This is a genomic window from Kribbella sp. NBC_00662 (assembly GCF_041430295.1).
Classification (GTDB): domain Bacteria; phylum Actinomycetota; class Actinomycetes; order Propionibacteriales; family Kribbellaceae; genus Kribbella.
On record NZ_CP109029.1, the window covers coordinates 4,620,276 to 4,636,308 of the forward strand.

The window sequence follows — 16,033 nt, forward strand, 5'->3', positions numbered from 1 at the left end:
GGCGGCGTGTCAGGTGCGTGTCAGGGCGGCTGCCGAAGGTAGTCCCATGACAACTTCGGCGATCGCGGTCTCAGGACTGCGCAAGACATTCGGCGACAAGACCGTGCTCGACGGCATCGACTTCGAGGTCCCCGCGGGCACCGTCTTCTCGCTGCTCGGCCCCAACGGGGCCGGCAAGACGACAACGGTCAACGTGCTCACCACGTTGATCAAGGCCGACAGCGGCACGGTCCGGGTGGCCGGGCACGACGTCGCCGCCGAGGCCAAGGCGGTCCGCTCGGCGATCGGGGTCACCGGCCAGTTCGCGGCCGTGGACGAGCTGCTGACCGGTCGCGAGAACCTTCAGCTGATGGTCGACCTGACCCGCGGATCGACGAAGGTCGACAAACGGATCGTCGAGACCCTGCTGGAGCGGTTCGAGCTGACGGAGTCGGCCGACAAGTCCGCGGCGACGTACTCCGGCGGGATGCGGCGCAAGCTCGACCTGGCGATGACGCTGGTCGGCAACCCGCGGATCATCTTCCTGGACGAGCCGACGACGGGTCTCGACCCGCGCAGCCGGCGGACGATGTGGACGATCATCCGCGAACTGCTGGCCGACGGCGTGACGATCTTCCTCACCACGCAGTACCTCGACGAGGCCGACGAGCTGGCCGACCGGATCGCCGTCCTGAACCAGGGCAAGTTGGTTGCCGAGGGCACCCCTGAGGAGCTCAAGCGGCAGATCCCCGGCACGCATGTGCGGTTCCGGTTCAGCAGCATCGACGACCTCGACGCAGCCGCCGGAATCCTGCCGGAATCGACCCGCGACGACGACGCACTGACCCTGCGGGTCCCGAGCGACGGCGGCACCAAGTCGGTCCGCGCACTGCTCGACCGCCTCGACGAGCACTCGCTCGACGCCGAGGAATTCTCCGTCCACACCCCTGATCTCGATGACGTTTTCCTGGCCCTGACCGGCCACGACACCGCGGAGGTAGTCGCGAAATGAAGAACCCCTCGATGGTGATGCTGCGCCGCAACTTCAAGCACATCGCCCGCAACCCGACCTCGGTTTTCAATGCGGTACTGATGCCGGTCGTGGTCATGCTGATGTTCGTCTACATGCTCGGTGACGCCTTCAGCGTCGGTGTTCCGTACGTCGACTACGCGACGCCTGGCATGCTCCTGCTGGCGGTCTGCTACGGACTGGGATCAGTGGCGACGTCGGTGAACTCGGACATGACCAAGGGCATCATCAACCGGTTCAAGGTGATGGACGTACCGCGGGGCGCGGTGCTGACCGGTCACGTGATCGCCAGCCTGATGACCAACCTGATCGCGATCGCGGCGATCATCGGGGTGGCCTTCGCGCTCGGGTTCAACCCGTCGGCGAGCTTCGTCCAGTGGCTCGGGGTGATCGGCATCGTCGTACTGCTCGGTCTCGCGACCGGCTGGCTGACCGTCGCGCTCGGTCTGTTCGCGAAGACCCCGGAGACCGCGGGGCTGGCCTCGGTGCCGTTGATCATGCTGCCGTTCTTCAGCAGCGCGATCGTGCCGGCCGACAAGATGGGGCCGGGCGTGAAGCAGTTCGCGGAGTACCAGCCGTTCACCCCGATCATCGAGTCGCTGCGCGGGCTACTGAACGGCTCGGCGGCGACCGGCGACCTGCTCGCGGCGCTGGCTTGGCTGGTCGGGATCGCGGTGGTCGGCTACGTCTGGGCGACCTCGACCTTCAAGAAGCGAGCGTGACCCGCACCAACTCGGACCAGTCCGCCTGTCGCCCCTCGTCAGTCGCCTCGGTGAACTTCGTTTCGCCGAGGCGACTGCGCGTCTCCTGCTCGATCCGGGTCAGGTCTGGGTTGGACAGATCCGGTAGGCCACCGACGACGGCGCTCGCCGCGAGGAGCCGGGCGGCCTGCTCGTCCTGACCGGTCCGCAGTGCCAGATCGGCGATCCCGACGAGCACCTGCGCGATGCTCGGGATGTGCCCGGTCTCGGTCGCCGCCTGGACCGCGGCGGTGCGGTGCTCCCAGGACTCGTCGAGATCCTCGGCCAGATAGCCGAGTACGTCGTGCCGGACCGTCCGCATACTGGCCCGCTCGGCCTCGTGTCCCAGCATCGTCGTCGCCACCGCAAGTTGCCGTCGCGCCTCGTCGTTGTCCCCACTCCAGCGCGCGAGCTCCGCCTTCGCGAGCGCGAGCTCCACCAGGGCCTCCGGCCAGGCGACCCGTTCGGCCTGCCGTTGCGCTTCAGCCATCGCGGTCGCGCTCGCATCCAGATCACCGGCCAGCCAGTACAGCTGCGCCTGCCGCGACCTCGTCCGTACGACGTCCTCCGTGGCGCCGACCTCCGTGGCGACCGCGATCGCCTGCTCGCAGTACTCGCACGCGGCCGCGAAGTCACCGCGCACGGCGACCCGGTCGGCCAGCTCGGTCAGCGCGAACGAGATACCCCACCGCTCGCCGATCGCGCGGAACTCGGCCAGTCCGGCCTCGAGCAGGGCGTCCGCCTCCGGATCGCCGTCGCCGAGCATGATCCGCATCTTGCCGGTCTGCAGGCGGGCCAGCGCCCGTACCCAGGGATCGTCATCGGCGAGCAACGGTTCGAACGCCGACACGAACGCGCTCGGTCCCTCCAGCAACCGCTCCAGGGCGGAGGACAGCTTCACGGCCGGGTGCGGATTCTGGACCCGGCGGCTGACGTCGGCAGCCTTGCGGATCCAGTCCTCCGCGTTGTACTGGTCGCGCCCTCGACCTGACGTCATCAGGTTCGTGACGAAGGCGTACACCACCGCCCGGATGTCGTCGTCAACCTCACCTGGTACGGCGGGAGCGGCCATCAGGTACTCGTTGCCCTCGACCTTGTGCCCGGCGAACCACCAGTACCAGCCGGCCGCCGCGCCCAGTCGCATCGCACCGTCGGCCTCCTGAGCCGCGAGCGCACCCCGCATCGCCGCGGCGATGTTGTCGTGCTCCGGCTCGAGAGTGGCGAGCCATTCCAGCTGTTCTGCTCGGCGCAGATGCGGGTCCGCGGTCTCGGTGAGCTCGGTGAAGTACGCGAGATGGGTACGCCGGGTCAGATCCGCCTCGCCCGCTTCGTCGAGGCGTTGCTGGGCGTACTCCTTGATCGTGCCGAGCATCCGGTAGCGCGGAGCGCCCTCGTCCTTCGTGACCACGAGCGACTTCTCGGTCAGAGCGGTCAGCAGATCGAGGACCTCCCACGACTCGACCTCGCCGCCGGCGCACACCTGCTCGGCTGCCTCCAGGCTGGCGCCGCCCGAGAACACCGAGAGCCTGCGCAGTACCGATCGCTCGGCGTCGGACAGCAGCTCCCAGCTCCAGTCGATCACCGCGCGCAGCGTGCGATGCCGGGGGAGCGCCGTACGGCTGCCTCCGGTCAGCAAACGGAAGCGGTCGTCGAGGCGGTTGGCGAGTTGCTCCAAGGACATGGTGCGCAAGCGGGCCGCGGCGAGCTCGATGGCGAGCGGCATACCGTCCAATGCCCTGCAAATACGGGCCATCGTGGCCAGCGTCCGCGCGTCCGAGGTGAGGTCTGCGCGCACTGCCCCGGCGCGGTCCTGCAGCAGACGAACGGCCGGCGAGGTGTTGATCTCGCTGCCGTCGGAGGGGACCTCGAGCGGTGCGACCGGCCACAGCGCCTCGCCGGTGATGCCGAGCGGCTCCCGGCTCGTCGCGAGGATCCTCAGCCGGGGGCACTCGCCGAGCACCCGGTGGGCGAACGCGGCCGCGGACTCGATCACGTGCTCGCAGTTGTCGAGGATCAGCAGCATCGCCCGCTCGCGGACCGCGGCGATGACGCGGTCAGTGGGATCTGCCTCGGGTACGTCGCCCAGCAGCGCGTCCCGGAGCGCGAGCGCGGACAGCGTCGCCTGGGCCACGTCGCCGTCGGGACCGATGGCCGCGAGTTCGACCATCCAGGCGCCGTCGGGGAGGTCGCCGAGCAGCGTCCGCGCGGTCTCCGCGGACAGCCTGGTCTTCCCCGAGCCGCCCGGTCCGATCAGAGTGGTGAGGCGGTGCTCGGCGATGAGGTCGCGGACGGCGGCGACATCGGCGTCCTTACCGACGTACGTCGTGAGTTCCTCGCGCAGGTTGGTGTTGCGCTTCTCGTCCCGTCGGACGAGCTCGCCGCGGAGGAGGGCGACGTGGAGTGCGGACAGCTCCGGAGACGGGTCGACGCCGAGTTCGTCGGCGAGCGTTTCTCTGGTGCGCTCGTACACGCGCAGCGCCTCGGTGTCGCGGCCGGAGGCGACGAGGGCGCGCATCAAGGCGGCGACCAGGCGTTCGCGGACCGGGTTCGCGGCCACCAGGTCGGTCAGGTCGGTCACGAGTTCGGCGCCGTGACCGAGCGTGATCTCGGCGTCGTACCGATCCTCCATCGCGGTCAGACGGAGCCCGTCGAGGCGGGTCACGGCCGCGTCGAACGCTCCGCTCTCGGTGAGACCGACGTCCTGCATCGCGGGACCGCGCCACAGCTCGAGCGCCTCACGGAGCAGCCGGACGCCCTGCGGATCCTGGTCGGTGCGCGCCCGGGCGACCAGGCGCTCGAACCGTACGGCGTCGACCGCATCGGGATCCACCTGCAGCCGGTAGCCGTCCGTGTGCCCCTCGACCGAACCTTCCGGAAGCACCTTCCGGAGCCGGGAAACCAAACGCTGCAAGGCGTTCGCCGCGTCCGCCGGCGGCTGCTCACCCCAGATCCAGTCGACCAATGTCGCCTTCTGCACCACACGCCCCGGATCGAGAGCCAGCGCAATCAGCAACCCACGCAACCGCGCGCCAGGCACGTCGGCGATGCCACCATCGTCCGTACGAACCTCAAACGGCCCCAACAACCCGATCTGCACCTGCGAGATTGTGCCACGCGCTCTCAACCGTGACCGCGCTCGCCGCCCGGCACGGCGTCACGATCCTTGGCCGACGGCCTTCTTGACCAGGGCGATGAGCTTCTTCTCGATGGCGGGGGTCAGCTTCATGACGGCGTACGACGTCGGCCACAGGTCGCCGTCGTCGATCTTGGCCTCGTCGCTGAAGCCGAAGGTGGCGTAGCGGGCCTTGAACTTGGCGGCGTCCTGGAAGAAGCAGACGTTCTTGCCGCCGAGCGTCCAGCCGGGCATGCCGTACCAGAGCTTCGGCGACAGCTCCGGGATCTCGGCCGCGATCAGGTCGTGCAGCCGCTGGGCCATCTCCCGGTCACCGTCCGCCATCCCCGCGATCTTCGCCAGCTGCGCCTCGGTCGGGTCCTCCTTGCCCTTGAGCTCCTTGGCCCGCTCCTTCATCGCGTCGCGCTCGGCCTCGCTGAAGCCCTCGTACGACTTGGTTTTGGCGGTGGCCTTCGCGGTGGCCTTCGCGGTGGTCTTGGCGGTGGTCTTCTTCGTGGCAGCCATCGGAGTGTCCTCTCGGGTCGGTCTGAACACTCCAAACACTAGAAGCCGCCGTACGCCGTGCGCTTCTCGAAAACTGATCGATCAGGCCAACGCGGTCAGGCCAGGGTGACGCTGAGCGAGGTACGCACTGCGGACGATCGTCTCCTTGTAGCGCGCGGCGGCGCGCCCGGTGAGGACGGACTTGCGCGGCGAGTCGTCCGCGTGGACGAACTGGATCAGCGCGTCGTTCCGCCCGAGGCTGATGCACTGGTTGATGTAGCGGAACCGCAGCGGCTTCGGCTCATGCCCCTCCAGGCGAGCCTTGAGCGACCGTACGGCGTGGGCCGCCGCCGGGAGACCCGTCGCGCACGCCATCCGCAGCTCCTGACCGCTCGTACGGCGTACCGCTGCCGCGTCGCCGATTCCGTACACGTCCGGGTGGGACGTGGAACGCAGCGTCGCATCGACCTTCATCCGACCGTGCGCGTCGACGGCGAACCCTGCCTCGGCCGCCAGCGGAGACACCTCGAACCCGGTCGTCCACACCACGACGTCGGCGGCCACGCGATCCCCGTCGTCCAGCTTCAGGCCGTCCGCGTCCACCGCGGCGACGCGGGCGTTCTCGACCAGCTCGATGCCGAGGCGGTCGACCGCGCGGTGCAGGTGCTTGCGCCCGCGCTCCGACAGCGCGGAGCCGAGTCGGCCGCTGGTGACGAGCCGTACGACGCGGTCCGGGTACGTCTCCGCGAGCTCGGTGGCGGCCTCGATCCCGGTCAGCCCGCCGCCGACGACAGCAATCGTGCCGCTCGTCCGGAGCCGGTCGCGCAGGCGGCCCGCGTGATCGACATCGGCGACGGTGTATGCGTATTCGCTTGCTCCGGGCACCGAGTTCAGGTCGGCGCGGCTGCCGAGCGCATAGATCAGTACGTCGTACCGCAGCTCGCGATCGGTCAGCACGACGGTCCGGTTCGCGGCGTCGATCCGCTGCACACGATCGGCGACGAACTCGACCCCGGTCCCTTCGAGCAGATCCTTGATCGGCCGCTCCGGCAGCTGCTGCCCGGACGCGAGCTGGTGCATCCGGACCCGCTCGACGAAGGTCTCCCGGGCGTTGACGAGCGTGACCGATGAGGGCGTACGACGGGCCGCCAGCTTGGCTGCGACGAGACCGGAGTATCCGGCTCCTAGTACGACGATGTGCATGTCCGCACTCCTTTCGACGTACACCAGACACGGCTCACCAGTCCGGATGTGACGTGACGCCGATCACGTCACGAATCGAGGGGGTTGCCCGGTCAGTTGGCCATGAACCAGAACGCAGTACTCACCCGTGGCGCCGACGCCGAACGGCTCGGTGAGGCGCCGAACCAGACCTGGCTGATCGCCGACGCCGAGCACACCGACGGAATCATGAACGTCGTCCGCACCACACTCGGTCCGGGCGTCGACGGTCCGCCGCCGCACTTCCACCAGGAGTCGCCGGAGATGTTCTACCTGCTCGACGGCGCGCTCCGGATCCTGGCCGGCGACCAGGTCGTGACGATCGAGAAGGGCGACTATCTCCTCGTGCCGCCGATGATGCATCACGCGTGGGGTACGCCGATGGGCAGCGGCGCCGACGTACTGATCGTGAAGGCTCCCGGCAACAGCCGGTTCGAGTACTTCCGGCTCGGCGATCGGATCCGGCGGGGCGAGGCGTCGCCGACGGAGGTGCTGGCGACCGCGGAACGGTTCGACAACCACTTTGTCGACAATCCGGTCTGGCGGCGGGAGCTCGCCGTACGCGAAGGTGAACGGCAGCAGATCGTCCCGTTCCCGGAGGGGTGATGATCGGGGTTGTGGAGTTCGAGGAGCAGCGGCGGCGGTTGTTCGGGATCGCGTACCGAATGCTCGGTGAGGCGAGCGAGGCGGAGGACGTCGTCCAGGACGCGTACCTACGCTGGCGGTCCGGGCACGAGCCGGTGGAGACGCCGGCCGCCTGGCTGACCACGGTCGTCACCAACCTCTGCATCAACCGGTTGACGTCGGCACGGGCCCGGCGCGAGCGGTACGTCGGCCCGTGGCTGCCGGAGCCGGTTGCCACAGGCAACGATCCGGCCGAGCTGATCGAGCGGCGGGACACGGTGTCGCTCGGACTCCTGGTCCTGCTCGAGAAGCTCACGCCGCCGGAGCGGGCAGTGTTCGTGCTGCGGGAGGCGTTCGACTACACGCATCGTGAGACGGCAGAGGTTCTCGGGGTCGACGAGGCGCATGCGCGGCAGCTGTACCACCGGGCGTTGGTGCGGTTGGGTAAGGCGCGGCGGCGGTTCGACGTACGGCCTGCTGACGGGGCGAAGCTGGTGGAGCGGTTCATCGCGGCGACCGTCGAGGGTGATGTTGCCGGGTTGGAAGCGATCCTGACCGAGGACGCCGCGATCTGGGCCGACGGCGGCGGCAAGGCGATCGCCGCTCGCGAACCGATCTTCGGCCGCTCCAACGCGGCCCACTACCTGGCCGGCCTCGCGTCGAGCCCCCGCGCACTGACCGCCCGGCTGTCCGTTGCCGAGATCAACAATGCCGCCGCCATCCTCGTCCACGAGTCCGGTGAGCTCACCGGCGTACTCGTCCCAGAGGTCCACGACGACACCATCACGACGATCCGCGCGATCCTCAACCCCGACAAACTCACCTACCTGCAGACGCAACTAGGCTGACCTTGTGCTGGACTTCCCCGCAGAGCTGACCACCGAACGACTACATCTGCGGCGCTGGCGGCCGTCCGATGCCGAGGACTACCGCGGGCTGTGGGCCGAGCGCGACGTCCGCGCGTTACGGCGGATCGACGCCGACCACGGCGTACGGGCCGGCAGCGGTTGTGGGCGACCGTGCGGGGGTGGAACGCGGCGTCGTTTCGAGTCCTCGAAAAGCTCGGCTTCGAGCGCAGCGACCGTGTCGACGAGGATCCAGACCGCGGCGCGTCGATCTGGATGACGCGTTCGCTGGATCAGCCGTCGGCGTAGAGGCAGAAGGGGTGGCCGGCCGGGTCGAGCAGGACCCGGACGTCCTTCTGCGGCTGGAACTCGGCGAGGGTGGCGCCTAGCTCCACAGCGTGTGCGACGGCGGCGTCGAGGTCGCCGACCTCGATGTCCAGATGCATCATCATCTGCTGCTCGCCCTCGACGGCCGGCCAGACCGGACGGGCCCACGGGGCGGACGTCTGTGCCTGGAACGCCAGGTACGTCTCGGAGTTGCCGGGGACCGCCAGCGTGAACTCGGTGGGCTCGTTCTTGTGGATCTCCCAGCCGAGCACCGCGTGGTAGAACATGCCGAGCGCCTGCGGGTCCGGCGCGTCGATCACCGTCCCGAACCAGTGCCCTTTCTCCGAACGTCCTCGCAGCATCGCAGTTACCTTCCTCGGTCGTTGTTTGCCCGACACTAGACCCGTGAACCGACAGAACGATCTCGTTGCCGAGGGGGAGCCGGAGAAGGAGTTCAACCCCGGCATCGCTGCCCGCCTGCCGCGCAAGACGGCAGCCGGCGGCGCGCTGATCCGCGATCGCGCCGGCCGGATCCTCTTCCTCGAGCCGACGTACAAACCCACCCTCGACATCCCCGGCGGCATCGTCGAGTACGACGAATCGCCGTATGAGGCCTGCCGCCGCGAGGTCAAGGAAGAGATCGGCCTCGACCTCGAGATCGGCCCGCTCCTGGTGGTCGACTGGGTCCCCGCCCTCGGCCCCTGGTCCGACGCTCTCGCCTTCGTCTTCGACGGCGGCGTCCTCGACGACATCCCCCTGACGCTCGACCCCACCGAGGCCAGAGCCCACCACTACCTGACCCTCGCCGACGCCACCCCCCACCTCCGCCCCTCCATGGCCCGCCGCCTGTCCCTCGCCCAACAAGCCCTCACCACAGGCATCCCCACCTACTCGGACTTCGGCCGGGATCCTCAGCAGTAAAATAGTAGCCATGTACTTAGTAGCCATGTACTGTATTTGGCATGAGTGAGGCGACTCCTGGGCATCTGGTGTGGCGGTTGTCGATGAAGTGGCGGGTGGCGGTGGATCGGGCGTTGGCGCCGCGGGGGCTGACGCACGCGCAGTACGTGATGCTGGCCTCGTTGTACGGGCTCGAGCGGGACGGGCGGGTGCCCAGCCAGCGAGAGCTGGCTGACCACACCGGGCTGGAGGCTTTGTACGTCTCGAAGCTGGCGCGCAGTCTCGACGCCGACGGGCTGATTCAGCGGACCCGGGATGCCGTCGACACGCGGACGATGCGGCTCGAGCTGACCGCCAAGGGGCGCGAGACCATCGAGCCCGCGATCGCGGAGGTCGCTGCTCTGCTGGACAAACTGCTGGCGCCGCTCGGCGGGCGCCGCGGTGCGCGGACGAAGAGCTTCGTACGCGATCTCACCGAACTACTCGACACCCCACTGTGAGGAACAGTCATGCCTGATATCGATCTGCTCGACTCGACCATCCACTACGAAGACACCGGCAGCGGCACGCCGATCGTCTTCCTGCACGGCAATCCCGCCTCGTCGTACGTCTGGCGCAACATCACTCCGCTCGTCGGCGAAGGCCGCAAGCTGGCGCCCGACCTGATCGGGATGGGCCGCTCCGGCAAACCCGAGCTGGACTACAAGTTCGCCGACCACGCCCGCTACCTCGACGCCTGGTTCGACGCGCTCGAGCTCGACGACGTGATCCTGGTCGGCCACGACTGGGGCGGTGCGCTCGCGTTCGACTGGGCCGCGCGTCACCCCGAGCGCGTGAAGGGCATCGCGTTCTTCGAGAGCATCGTGAAGCCGATGGCGTGGGAGGACCTCTCGCCGCAAGCCGCGGAACGCTCCCGCCTGATCCGTACGCCGGGCCCCGGGGAGGACCTCGTCCTCGAGCAGAACCTCTTCGTCCGCCAGGCCTTCACCGGCGGCGTGCTCACCCCCGTCCCCGACGAGGACCTGCAGACCTACCTCGCGCCGTACCCGACGCCCGAGACCCGCAGGCCCATCCTCGCCTGGGCCCGTCAGCTCCCGCTCGGCGGCGATCCGGCGGAGCTGGTCACGAGAATCGAGGCGTACGACGCGTGGCTGGCCACGAGCGTCGACGTACCGAAGCTGCTGCTCACCTTCGAAGGTTCGCCGACGCTGCTCGTCGGCGAGGACTACAAGAACTGGTGCCTGGACAACCTCGCCGCGCTGGATGTCGTGCACGTCGGCGAGGCCGGCCACCACGCGGCCGAGGACCGGCCGATCGAGATCGGGACCGAGATCTCGACCTGGATCGACAAGCGGGACCTGCGCAAGGACTAGAACTTCAGTCGCACGATCACGTTGTCGATCGTGCCCTCGCACGACGGCCAACAGCACGAAGCCCCTGCGGCCAGGTCCGCGGGGGCTTCGCTCTCGGGGTTGTTCAGACGGCGGCGAGCACCGTCGGTCGGTAGAGGGTCAGACCTGAGGTCTCGTCGACGACAGCGACCCGGACGGACTCCGGCGTGGAGTCATGGTGCGGTACGGCGAAGACGGCGGTCGCGCGGCGCCCGTCGTACCTGGCGGTGTAGCTCAAGTAGCGCCAGTCGTCGTCGTCCCAGTAGTCGTGGATATCGGACCGCAGGTATCCGTCGACCGCGCGGTACGCCGGGCTCAGCAGCACCCGTCGTTGCGTGGCGGCGAGCGGTGCGGTGCTGGACGCCGTACCGGCGTACGGATGGCTGAGCCTGATCCGGAACCGGCGGATGGGCAGCAACCAGTACCGGTCGAGCTCGGCGGACAGCATGACGAACACCGCCGCCTCGGCAACCAACACCGGCACGGCGGGACCTGCCGACCACCAACCGGTCGACGCCGTCGTCGCTAGCGCTGCTGTTGCCAGTAGCAACAAAGCACGGGCGATCGCACGCCGGCCGACGGGTTTTGCCGACTTCCCGGCACATCCACAGGAGGCCTCGGGAACGACGACCTTCGAGTAGATGAGGAAACCCGTGAAGCCGATGGACAATGCGACCGCGGCAGCTGCCTCGATCGCCCGGACGGGTGGCAGGAGAAGGGCCAGAGCGATGAGCGCTTCGACCACCGCAACGGCTTGATAGGCAGGCTTTGCGCGTGAATCGCCGACCAGACGGGGGAGTGCGGTGCGGTCTGCCTGCTCCGGGTCGGCGAACTTGGTGTACGACGACCAGAGCAGGAGCAATCCGATCAGCAGCGGCTGAGCAGCCGCGAAACCGGCGCCCATCTCAGTTCGACGTGTAGATCGTCGCGATGTCGATCTCGTTGGTGCCCGGTCGCCAGGCGCCGATCACCTGGGCGTGCCGGCCGACCTTGAGCATCGACAGGTCCGATACCGCCGGCGTGCCGTTGTACACGGCCGCCGTCGTACCGGACTGGACGTGTCCGACGACCTTCTGACCGTGGTGGTCGAACTGCACGCCGGAGCGGCCGATCGACGTGATGGCGACGGTCAGGTTGACGATGTTGACCCAGACGGCCTCGGCGGCCAGGATCCCGTCCGGCAGCAGCACGCCACGCGCGTACAGGCCGTCACCGACCTTGGCCTGGTCGATCGTGGTCGGGCGGAGTTTCCAGACGCTCGTCACACCGGTCAGCTGGATCCGGTGCAGCCGGCCGTCGGATCCCTGTACCTGCAGGAGATCCTGGTTGCGGCCCATGATCAGACCCTCGGCGAAGTTCGGGTCCGGCTGACCCGCGTCGGCGAACTGCTGCGAGGCGGCGAACGCCGTCTCGGGCGCGAGCGATCCCATCGCGGTGGCGGCGACCAGTCCGGTCGCACCCAGTGCGGCGCGGCTGAGCAGCGAGCGGCGATCCATCGTTGTTGTCATCTCGGTTCTCCTCTCAGGCCACATCGATGGAGACGGGGGACAGGCCGCTGTTCAGACTGAGGCCGAGCGCGCTGAACGCGGCCGGCGTGAAGTCGATGACCCGGTTCGAGGCGCAGTTCCCGCCGCAGCAGGTGCGCTCGCCGCAGAACAGGTCGGTCTGCGGACCGCAGTCGGCGATCGACGTGACGACCCGCTTGCCGGTACAGAGGCTGGTCGTCGCGTGCCGGAAACCGCAGGTACGCCGGGACATCCCGGTGATCCCGCAGCTGTCCGGATGGGTGATGGCGAAGCACGAGTCCGAGGTGTTCGGCCACGCGTGCTGCATGTTTCCCGAGTTACAGGTCCCGCAGGCGCCGTGCCCGGCGCTTCCACAGGGTCCCCATGCGTTCCCGCAACAGAACCATGAGGCTTCAGCAGTGATTCCGGCCATGACAAATTCCTCCTAGGCCTAGGGGCGGTAAGACCTACAGGAACTGTTTGTACTCCGATCCGGCGGAATCTCCCAGAGCTCAGCGCGGAAGTGGAAACTTTTTGCCTACTGTTCGTGCGTGCTCAGCGTTTGACCGCGCAGCAGGAACCACGCCGCGACCGCTGTTGCCAGCAGAACCGCGGCCCCCACACCGGCTGCGGTTGCGACACCGTCGGCGAAGGACTGACGGGCCGCATCCAGCAGCGCGGCAGCGGCTTCGGGCGGCAGATGCGCTGCGGCCTCGACTGCGCCGCCGAGCGATTCGTGCGCCGCTTCCGGCGTACCGATCGGGCCGGTGAAGCCGCGGTAGATACCCGTGACGATCGAGCCGAGCACCGCGATTCCGAGCGCCGCGCCGAGCTCGTACGCCGTCTCGGACACCGCGCTCGCCGCCCCGGCCTGCTCCTTCGGTACCGCGGTCAGGATCACGTCAGCGGTGACGGTGAACGAGAACCCAGCTCCGGCCCCCACCACGAGCAGGGCCGCTCCGAGCAACGGGTACCCGGTCGAATGGCTGATCGTGGTGAGTGCGGCCAGTGCCAGCCCGATCGCAGCCAGACCGCCGGCGACAACGGCGCGCACCGAGAACCGCCGAGCAACGCGTCCCGCCAGCAACCCGGCGACAACTGATCCGATCGCGGCCGGAAGCTCCGCGAGACCGGCCTCGAGCGGCCGCCTGCCCTGCACCAACTGCAGGTATTGCGACAGGAAGAAGATCAACCCGGACAGCCCGAGAATCGTCAGGAGATCCGCCAGGACCGCGCTGCTGAAACCACGGCTGCGGAACAAGCGCAGGTCCAGCAACGGGATCGGCAGCCGCCGCTGACGCCGTACGAATCCGTAGAGCCCGACGACGCCGATGATCAGCGCCGCGACCGCGATCCAGCCGAAACCGTGCGCCGCGAACTCCTTGATCGCGTAGACGACGCCGATCATGCCGACCATCGACAGGACGACGCTGAGCAGATCCCATGGACCCGGCTTCGGGTTGCGCGACTCGGGCAGCAGCTTCGCTCCGACGACAACGAGTACCGCCATCACCGGCAGGTTGATCAGGAAGACCGAGCCCCACCAGAAGTTCTCGAGCAGTACGCCGCCGACGATCGGGCCGACCGCCATCCCGGCCGACGCGGCCGCGCCCCAGATGCCGATCGCGAGACTGCGCTCGCGCGGATCGTGGAACAGGTTGCGGATCAACGCGAGGGTGGCCGGCATCAGCGTCGCGCCGGCGACACCGAGCAGTGCGCGGGCGACGATCATCAGCTCGGCCGAGTTCGCGTAGGCGTTGAGGACGGAGATCGCGCCGAACGCCGTCGCGCCGATCAGCAGGATCTTCTTGCGGCCGATCCGGTCGCCGAGGCTACCCATCGAGACGAGCAGCCCGGCGAGCACGAACGAGTACGCATCGCCGATCCACAGCAGCTGCGTGCCCGACGGCTTCAGATCCTCGGTGAGGAAGGGAGTCGCCAGGCCGAGAACCGTCGCGTCGACAGCAACCAGCAGCACGGCCAGCACGAGTACGCCGAGCGCCAGCCAGCGCCCCGGCCGGGTGACCTGCTGCTTCATTTCGTTCTCCGTACTGCGCCGCCGAGTAGCAACTCGGTGATGTTCGAGGTGAAGTCGTTGGAGGCGACCCGGCCCTCGTAGACGGCCCAGGCCGCCGAGACGAGCAATCCGTAGAGCGCCTCGCTCAACCAGACCGGGCTGAGGTCGATCCGGAACTCGCCGGACTCCTGACCGCGCCGGAACAGCGCGACCATGCGGGCGTCCAGCCGGTCCCAGCCGTCGTTCTGCCCGTCGCCTTCGAACAACTGGTTCTCCGAGTACAGGAACGCGAGCAGGCCCGCTGCCGGCTCCAGCTCCCGCACCAACCGCCGTACTGCGTCGGAGGCCGGGCCGTCGTCGACGGCTGCCTCGTCCATCGCGCGCTCGCACTCGGCGAGTCCCAGCTCCTCGAGTGCGCGCACGAGCGCATCGCGGCCGGCGAACTGGCGGTTGAGTGTCGCGCGACTGATCCCGGCGGCCCGCGCGACCTCGTCCATCGTCGCCCCGGACTTCCGCATCAGCAGTCCGGCGGCGTCGCGCAGTACCCGTTCCCGATCAACAGCCATGAGACAAGAGTAACCCATTTGAGACATCCTTGTCTCATCTCTAGCTTTGGAGTCAGTATGCGGTATACGATTCTGAGCAGCGGGGCTGTGTGTCCGGGAATAGATCGGGACCGGATATGCTTGCCACGTTTGTGGAGGGGAGTATTCCGCCACGGCAGTGTCGTCATCACGGGAGGCCCAGCGGCCGAACCGGTGCTGCCGGCCCAGGGGTCACCTGGGTGGAAGAGACCTCCGGACCGAGCTAGAGGTATGCCCACGTCCGGAGGTTCGTCATGGTCTCTGTCATGCCACCCGTCGTCTGGGTGCTCACGATCGTCGGCCTGCTCGCGATCGTCGCCTTCGACCTGATCGTGATCGCCCGCCGCAACCACACCGTGACGATCAAGGACGCCACCCGCTGGGTGCTGTTCTACGTCGGCCTCGCGGGACTCTTCGCGCTCGGTCTGTTCCTGTTCAGTCCGGGGCAGAGCGGCAGCGAGTTCGTCGCCGGCTACATCACGGAGTACAGCCTCAGCGTCGACAACCTGTTCGTGTTCGTCATCATCATGGCGCGGTTCGCCGTACCGAGCCTGGCGCAGGACAAGGTGCTCTACATCGGCATCGTGGTCTCGATGCTGCTGCGGGCGATCTTCATCCTGGCCGGCGCGGCGGCGATCTCGGCGGCGAGCTGGGTGTTCTACATCTTCGGCGCGTTCCTGGTCTATACCGCGGTCCGGCTGGCGCTCGAGGGCGAGAACGACGAGACCGACTTCCAGGAGAACGCCGTACTGCGGGGGATCCGCAGGATCCTCCCGCTCTCGCACGACTACGACGGTGACAAGCTGACCACCCGCATCGACGGGCGCCGGCTGGTGACGCCGCTGGTGATCGTGATCGCCGCGATCGGGATGGCGAACGTGATCTTCGCGCTCGACTCGATCCCGGCGATCTTCGGGCTCACCCAGGACGCCTACATCGTGCTGACCGCCAACGCGTTCGCGCTGATGGGTCTGCGCCAGCTGTACTTCCTGATCGGGGGTCTGCTGGAGCGGATCATCTACCTGAACGTCGGCCTGTCGGTGATCCTCGCGTTCATCGGTATCAAGCTGATCATCGAGGCGCTGCACGGCTCGCACATCGACGACATCGGCGCGATCCATTTGCCGCACATCGGCATCCTGACGTCGCTCGGCTTCATCGTCGGCACGTTGTTCGTGACGACGGTGGCCAGCCTGATCAAGTCGTCGTACGACAATCGCCGGGAGGCGATCCGGGTCAAGGTCGACGACTGAC

Annotated in this window: 18 protein-coding genes; 9 read left to right on the top strand and 9 right to left on the bottom strand. The window is 68.2% G+C overall.

The window, feature by feature from the left end:
* Positions 1 to 46 precede the first annotated feature (46 nt).
* Positions 47 to 991, top strand: a complete 945-nt coding sequence (locus OHA10_RS23275) for an ATP-binding cassette domain-containing protein (RefSeq protein ID WP_371400875.1) — start codon at positions 47 to 49, stop codon at positions 989 to 991.
* Positions 988 to 1,731 carry an ABC transporter permease gene (locus tag OHA10_RS23280; protein WP_371400876.1) on the top strand — a complete coding sequence of 248 codons (744 nt, stop codon included), beginning with the start codon at positions 988 to 990 and terminating at the stop codon, positions 1,729 to 1,731. Before OHA10_RS23275 ends, OHA10_RS23280 begins: the two co-directional genes overlap by 4 nt.
* On the opposite strand, the gene OHA10_RS23285 is transcribed toward OHA10_RS23280, so the two are convergent.
* The 3 genes from OHA10_RS23285 to OHA10_RS23295 form a co-directional block, all read right to left on the bottom strand.
* Positions 1,715 to 4,846 carry a BTAD domain-containing putative transcriptional regulator gene (locus tag OHA10_RS23285; RefSeq protein WP_371400877.1) on the bottom strand — a complete coding sequence of 1,044 codons (3,132 nt, stop codon included), beginning with the start codon at positions 4,844 to 4,846 and terminating at the stop codon, positions 1,715 to 1,717. The two genes, OHA10_RS23280 and OHA10_RS23285, sit on opposite strands and share 17 nt — an antisense overlap.
* Positions 4,847 to 4,903: 57 nt before the next feature.
* Entirely contained in the window at positions 4,904 to 5,386 is a 483-nt protein-coding gene (locus tag OHA10_RS23290) for an iron chaperone (protein WP_371400878.1), read from the bottom strand.
* Positions 5,387 to 5,467: 81 nt separating this feature from the next.
* A complete protein-coding gene (locus OHA10_RS23295; protein WP_371400879.1) occupies positions 5,468 to 6,568 on the bottom strand; it encodes an NAD(P)/FAD-dependent oxidoreductase in 1,101 nt (366 codons plus the stop codon).
* Between the two features lie 102 nt (positions 6,569 to 6,670).
* On the opposite strand from OHA10_RS23295, the gene OHA10_RS23300 reads away from it, so the two are divergent.
* The 3 genes from OHA10_RS23300 to OHA10_RS23310 are packed head-to-tail and all read left to right on the top strand — an operon-like array spanning position 6,671 to position 8,335.
* Positions 6,671 to 7,192, top strand: a complete 522-nt coding sequence (locus OHA10_RS23300; protein WP_371400880.1) for a cupin domain-containing protein — start codon at positions 6,671 to 6,673, stop codon at positions 7,190 to 7,192.
* A complete protein-coding gene (sigJ, locus tag OHA10_RS23305; protein WP_371400881.1) occupies positions 7,192 to 8,058 on the top strand; it encodes an RNA polymerase sigma factor SigJ in 867 nt (288 codons plus the stop codon). Before OHA10_RS23300 ends, sigJ begins: the two co-directional genes overlap by 1 nt.
* A 4-nt stretch (positions 8,059 to 8,062) precedes the next feature.
* A complete protein-coding gene (locus OHA10_RS23310; protein ID WP_371400882.1) occupies positions 8,063 to 8,335 on the top strand; it encodes a hypothetical protein in 273 nt (90 codons plus the stop codon).
* Between the two features lie 13 nt (positions 8,336 to 8,348).
* On the opposite strand, the gene OHA10_RS23315 is transcribed toward OHA10_RS23310, so the two are convergent.
* Positions 8,349 to 8,744, bottom strand: a complete 396-nt coding sequence (locus OHA10_RS23315) for a VOC family protein (protein WP_371400883.1) — start codon at positions 8,742 to 8,744, stop codon at positions 8,349 to 8,351.
* Between the two features lie 43 nt (positions 8,745 to 8,787).
* Between OHA10_RS23315 and OHA10_RS23320 the strand changes: the two genes are divergently transcribed.
* The 3 genes from OHA10_RS23320 to OHA10_RS23330 are packed head-to-tail and all read left to right on the top strand — an operon-like array spanning position 8,788 to position 10,655.
* Entirely contained in the window at positions 8,788 to 9,303 is a 516-nt protein-coding gene (locus OHA10_RS23320; protein ID WP_371400884.1) for an NUDIX domain-containing protein, read from the top strand.
* Between the two features lie 41 nt (positions 9,304 to 9,344).
* A complete protein-coding gene (locus tag OHA10_RS23325; RefSeq protein ID WP_371400885.1) occupies positions 9,345 to 9,782 on the top strand; it encodes a MarR family winged helix-turn-helix transcriptional regulator in 438 nt (145 codons plus the stop codon).
* Between the two features lie 9 nt (positions 9,783 to 9,791).
* Positions 9,792 to 10,655, top strand: coding sequence for a haloalkane dehalogenase (locus OHA10_RS23330; protein ID WP_371400886.1), 864 nt, complete (start codon positions 9,792 to 9,794; stop codon positions 10,653 to 10,655).
* A 103-nt stretch (positions 10,656 to 10,758) separates the two neighbouring features.
* Here OHA10_RS23330 and OHA10_RS23335 read toward each other — a convergent pair whose 3' ends face one another.
* From OHA10_RS23335 to OHA10_RS23355, 5 genes are all read right to left on the bottom strand, one after another.
* Positions 10,759 to 11,577, bottom strand: coding sequence for a MauE/DoxX family redox-associated membrane protein (locus OHA10_RS23335; protein ID WP_371400887.1), 819 nt, complete (start codon positions 11,575 to 11,577; stop codon positions 10,759 to 10,761).
* A 1-nt stretch (position 11,578) separates the two neighbouring features.
* Entirely contained in the window at positions 11,579 to 12,181 is a 603-nt protein-coding gene (locus OHA10_RS23340) for a cell wall protein (RefSeq protein ID WP_371400888.1), read from the bottom strand.
* A gap of 13 nt (positions 12,182 to 12,194) precedes the next feature.
* Entirely contained in the window at positions 12,195 to 12,506 is a 312-nt protein-coding gene (locus tag OHA10_RS23345; RefSeq protein ID WP_371400889.1) for a hypothetical protein, read from the bottom strand.
* Between the two features lie 210 nt (positions 12,507 to 12,716).
* Complete coding sequence (locus OHA10_RS23350) at positions 12,717 to 14,216, bottom strand: MFS transporter (RefSeq protein WP_371400890.1); 1,500 nt, start codon at positions 14,214 to 14,216, stop codon at positions 12,717 to 12,719.
* The gene (locus OHA10_RS23355; RefSeq protein ID WP_371400891.1) at positions 14,213 to 14,761 is read right to left on the bottom strand and encodes a TetR/AcrR family transcriptional regulator; all 549 of its coding nucleotides are present in this window, start codon (positions 14,759 to 14,761) and stop codon (positions 14,213 to 14,215) included. The genes OHA10_RS23350 and OHA10_RS23355 overlap by 4 nt, the downstream gene beginning before the upstream one ends.
* A 284-nt stretch (positions 14,762 to 15,045) precedes the next feature.
* Between OHA10_RS23355 and OHA10_RS23360 the strand changes: the two genes are divergently transcribed.
* Positions 15,046 to 16,032: a TerC/Alx family metal homeostasis membrane protein gene (locus OHA10_RS23360; protein ID WP_371400892.1), complete on the top strand. Its 987-nt coding sequence runs from the start codon at positions 15,046 to 15,048 to the stop codon at positions 16,030 to 16,032.
* Position 16,033: the final 1 nt, after the last annotated feature.

Bases quoted from the DNA above. Each gene is read 5' to 3' on its own strand.
- OHA10_RS23275 (WP_371400875.1), top strand. From the start codon at position 47: ATGACAACTTCGGCGATCGCGGTCTCAGGACTGCGCAAGACATTCGGC.
- OHA10_RS23280 (WP_371400876.1), top strand. From the start codon at position 988: ATGAAGAACCCCTCGATGGTGATGCTGCGCCGCAACTTCAAGCACATC.
- OHA10_RS23290 (WP_371400878.1), bottom strand. From the start codon at position 5,386: ATGGCTGCCACGAAGAAGACCACCGCCAAGACCACCGCGAAGGCCACC.
- OHA10_RS23295 (WP_371400879.1), bottom strand. From the start codon at position 6,568: ATGCACATCGTCGTACTAGGAGCCGGATACTCCGGTCTCGTCGCAGCC.
- OHA10_RS23300 (WP_371400880.1), top strand. From the start codon at position 6,671: ATGAACCAGAACGCAGTACTCACCCGTGGCGCCGACGCCGAACGGCTC.
- sigJ (WP_371400881.1), top strand. From the start codon at position 7,192: ATGATCGGGGTTGTGGAGTTCGAGGAGCAGCGGCGGCGGTTGTTCGGG.
- OHA10_RS23315 (WP_371400883.1), bottom strand. From the start codon at position 8,744: ATGCTGCGAGGACGTTCGGAGAAAGGGCACTGGTTCGGGACGGTGATC.
- OHA10_RS23325 (WP_371400885.1), top strand. From the start codon at position 9,345: ATGAGTGAGGCGACTCCTGGGCATCTGGTGTGGCGGTTGTCGATGAAG.
- OHA10_RS23330 (WP_371400886.1), top strand. From the start codon at position 9,792: ATGCCTGATATCGATCTGCTCGACTCGACCATCCACTACGAAGACACC.
- OHA10_RS23335 (WP_371400887.1), bottom strand. From the start codon at position 11,577: ATGGGCGCCGGTTTCGCGGCTGCTCAGCCGCTGCTGATCGGATTGCTC.
- OHA10_RS23340 (WP_371400888.1), bottom strand. From the start codon at position 12,181: ATGACAACAACGATGGATCGCCGCTCGCTGCTCAGCCGCGCCGCACTG.
- OHA10_RS23345 (WP_371400889.1), bottom strand. From the start codon at position 12,506: ATGCAGCACGCGTGGCCGAACACCTCGGACTCGTGCTTCGCCATCACC.
- OHA10_RS23350 (WP_371400890.1), bottom strand. From the start codon at position 14,216: ATGAAGCAGCAGGTCACCCGGCCGGGGCGCTGGCTGGCGCTCGGCGTA.
- OHA10_RS23355 (WP_371400891.1), bottom strand. From the start codon at position 14,761: ATGGCTGTTGATCGGGAACGGGTACTGCGCGACGCCGCCGGACTGCTG.
- OHA10_RS23360 (WP_371400892.1), top strand. From the start codon at position 15,046: ATGCCACCCGTCGTCTGGGTGCTCACGATCGTCGGCCTGCTCGCGATC.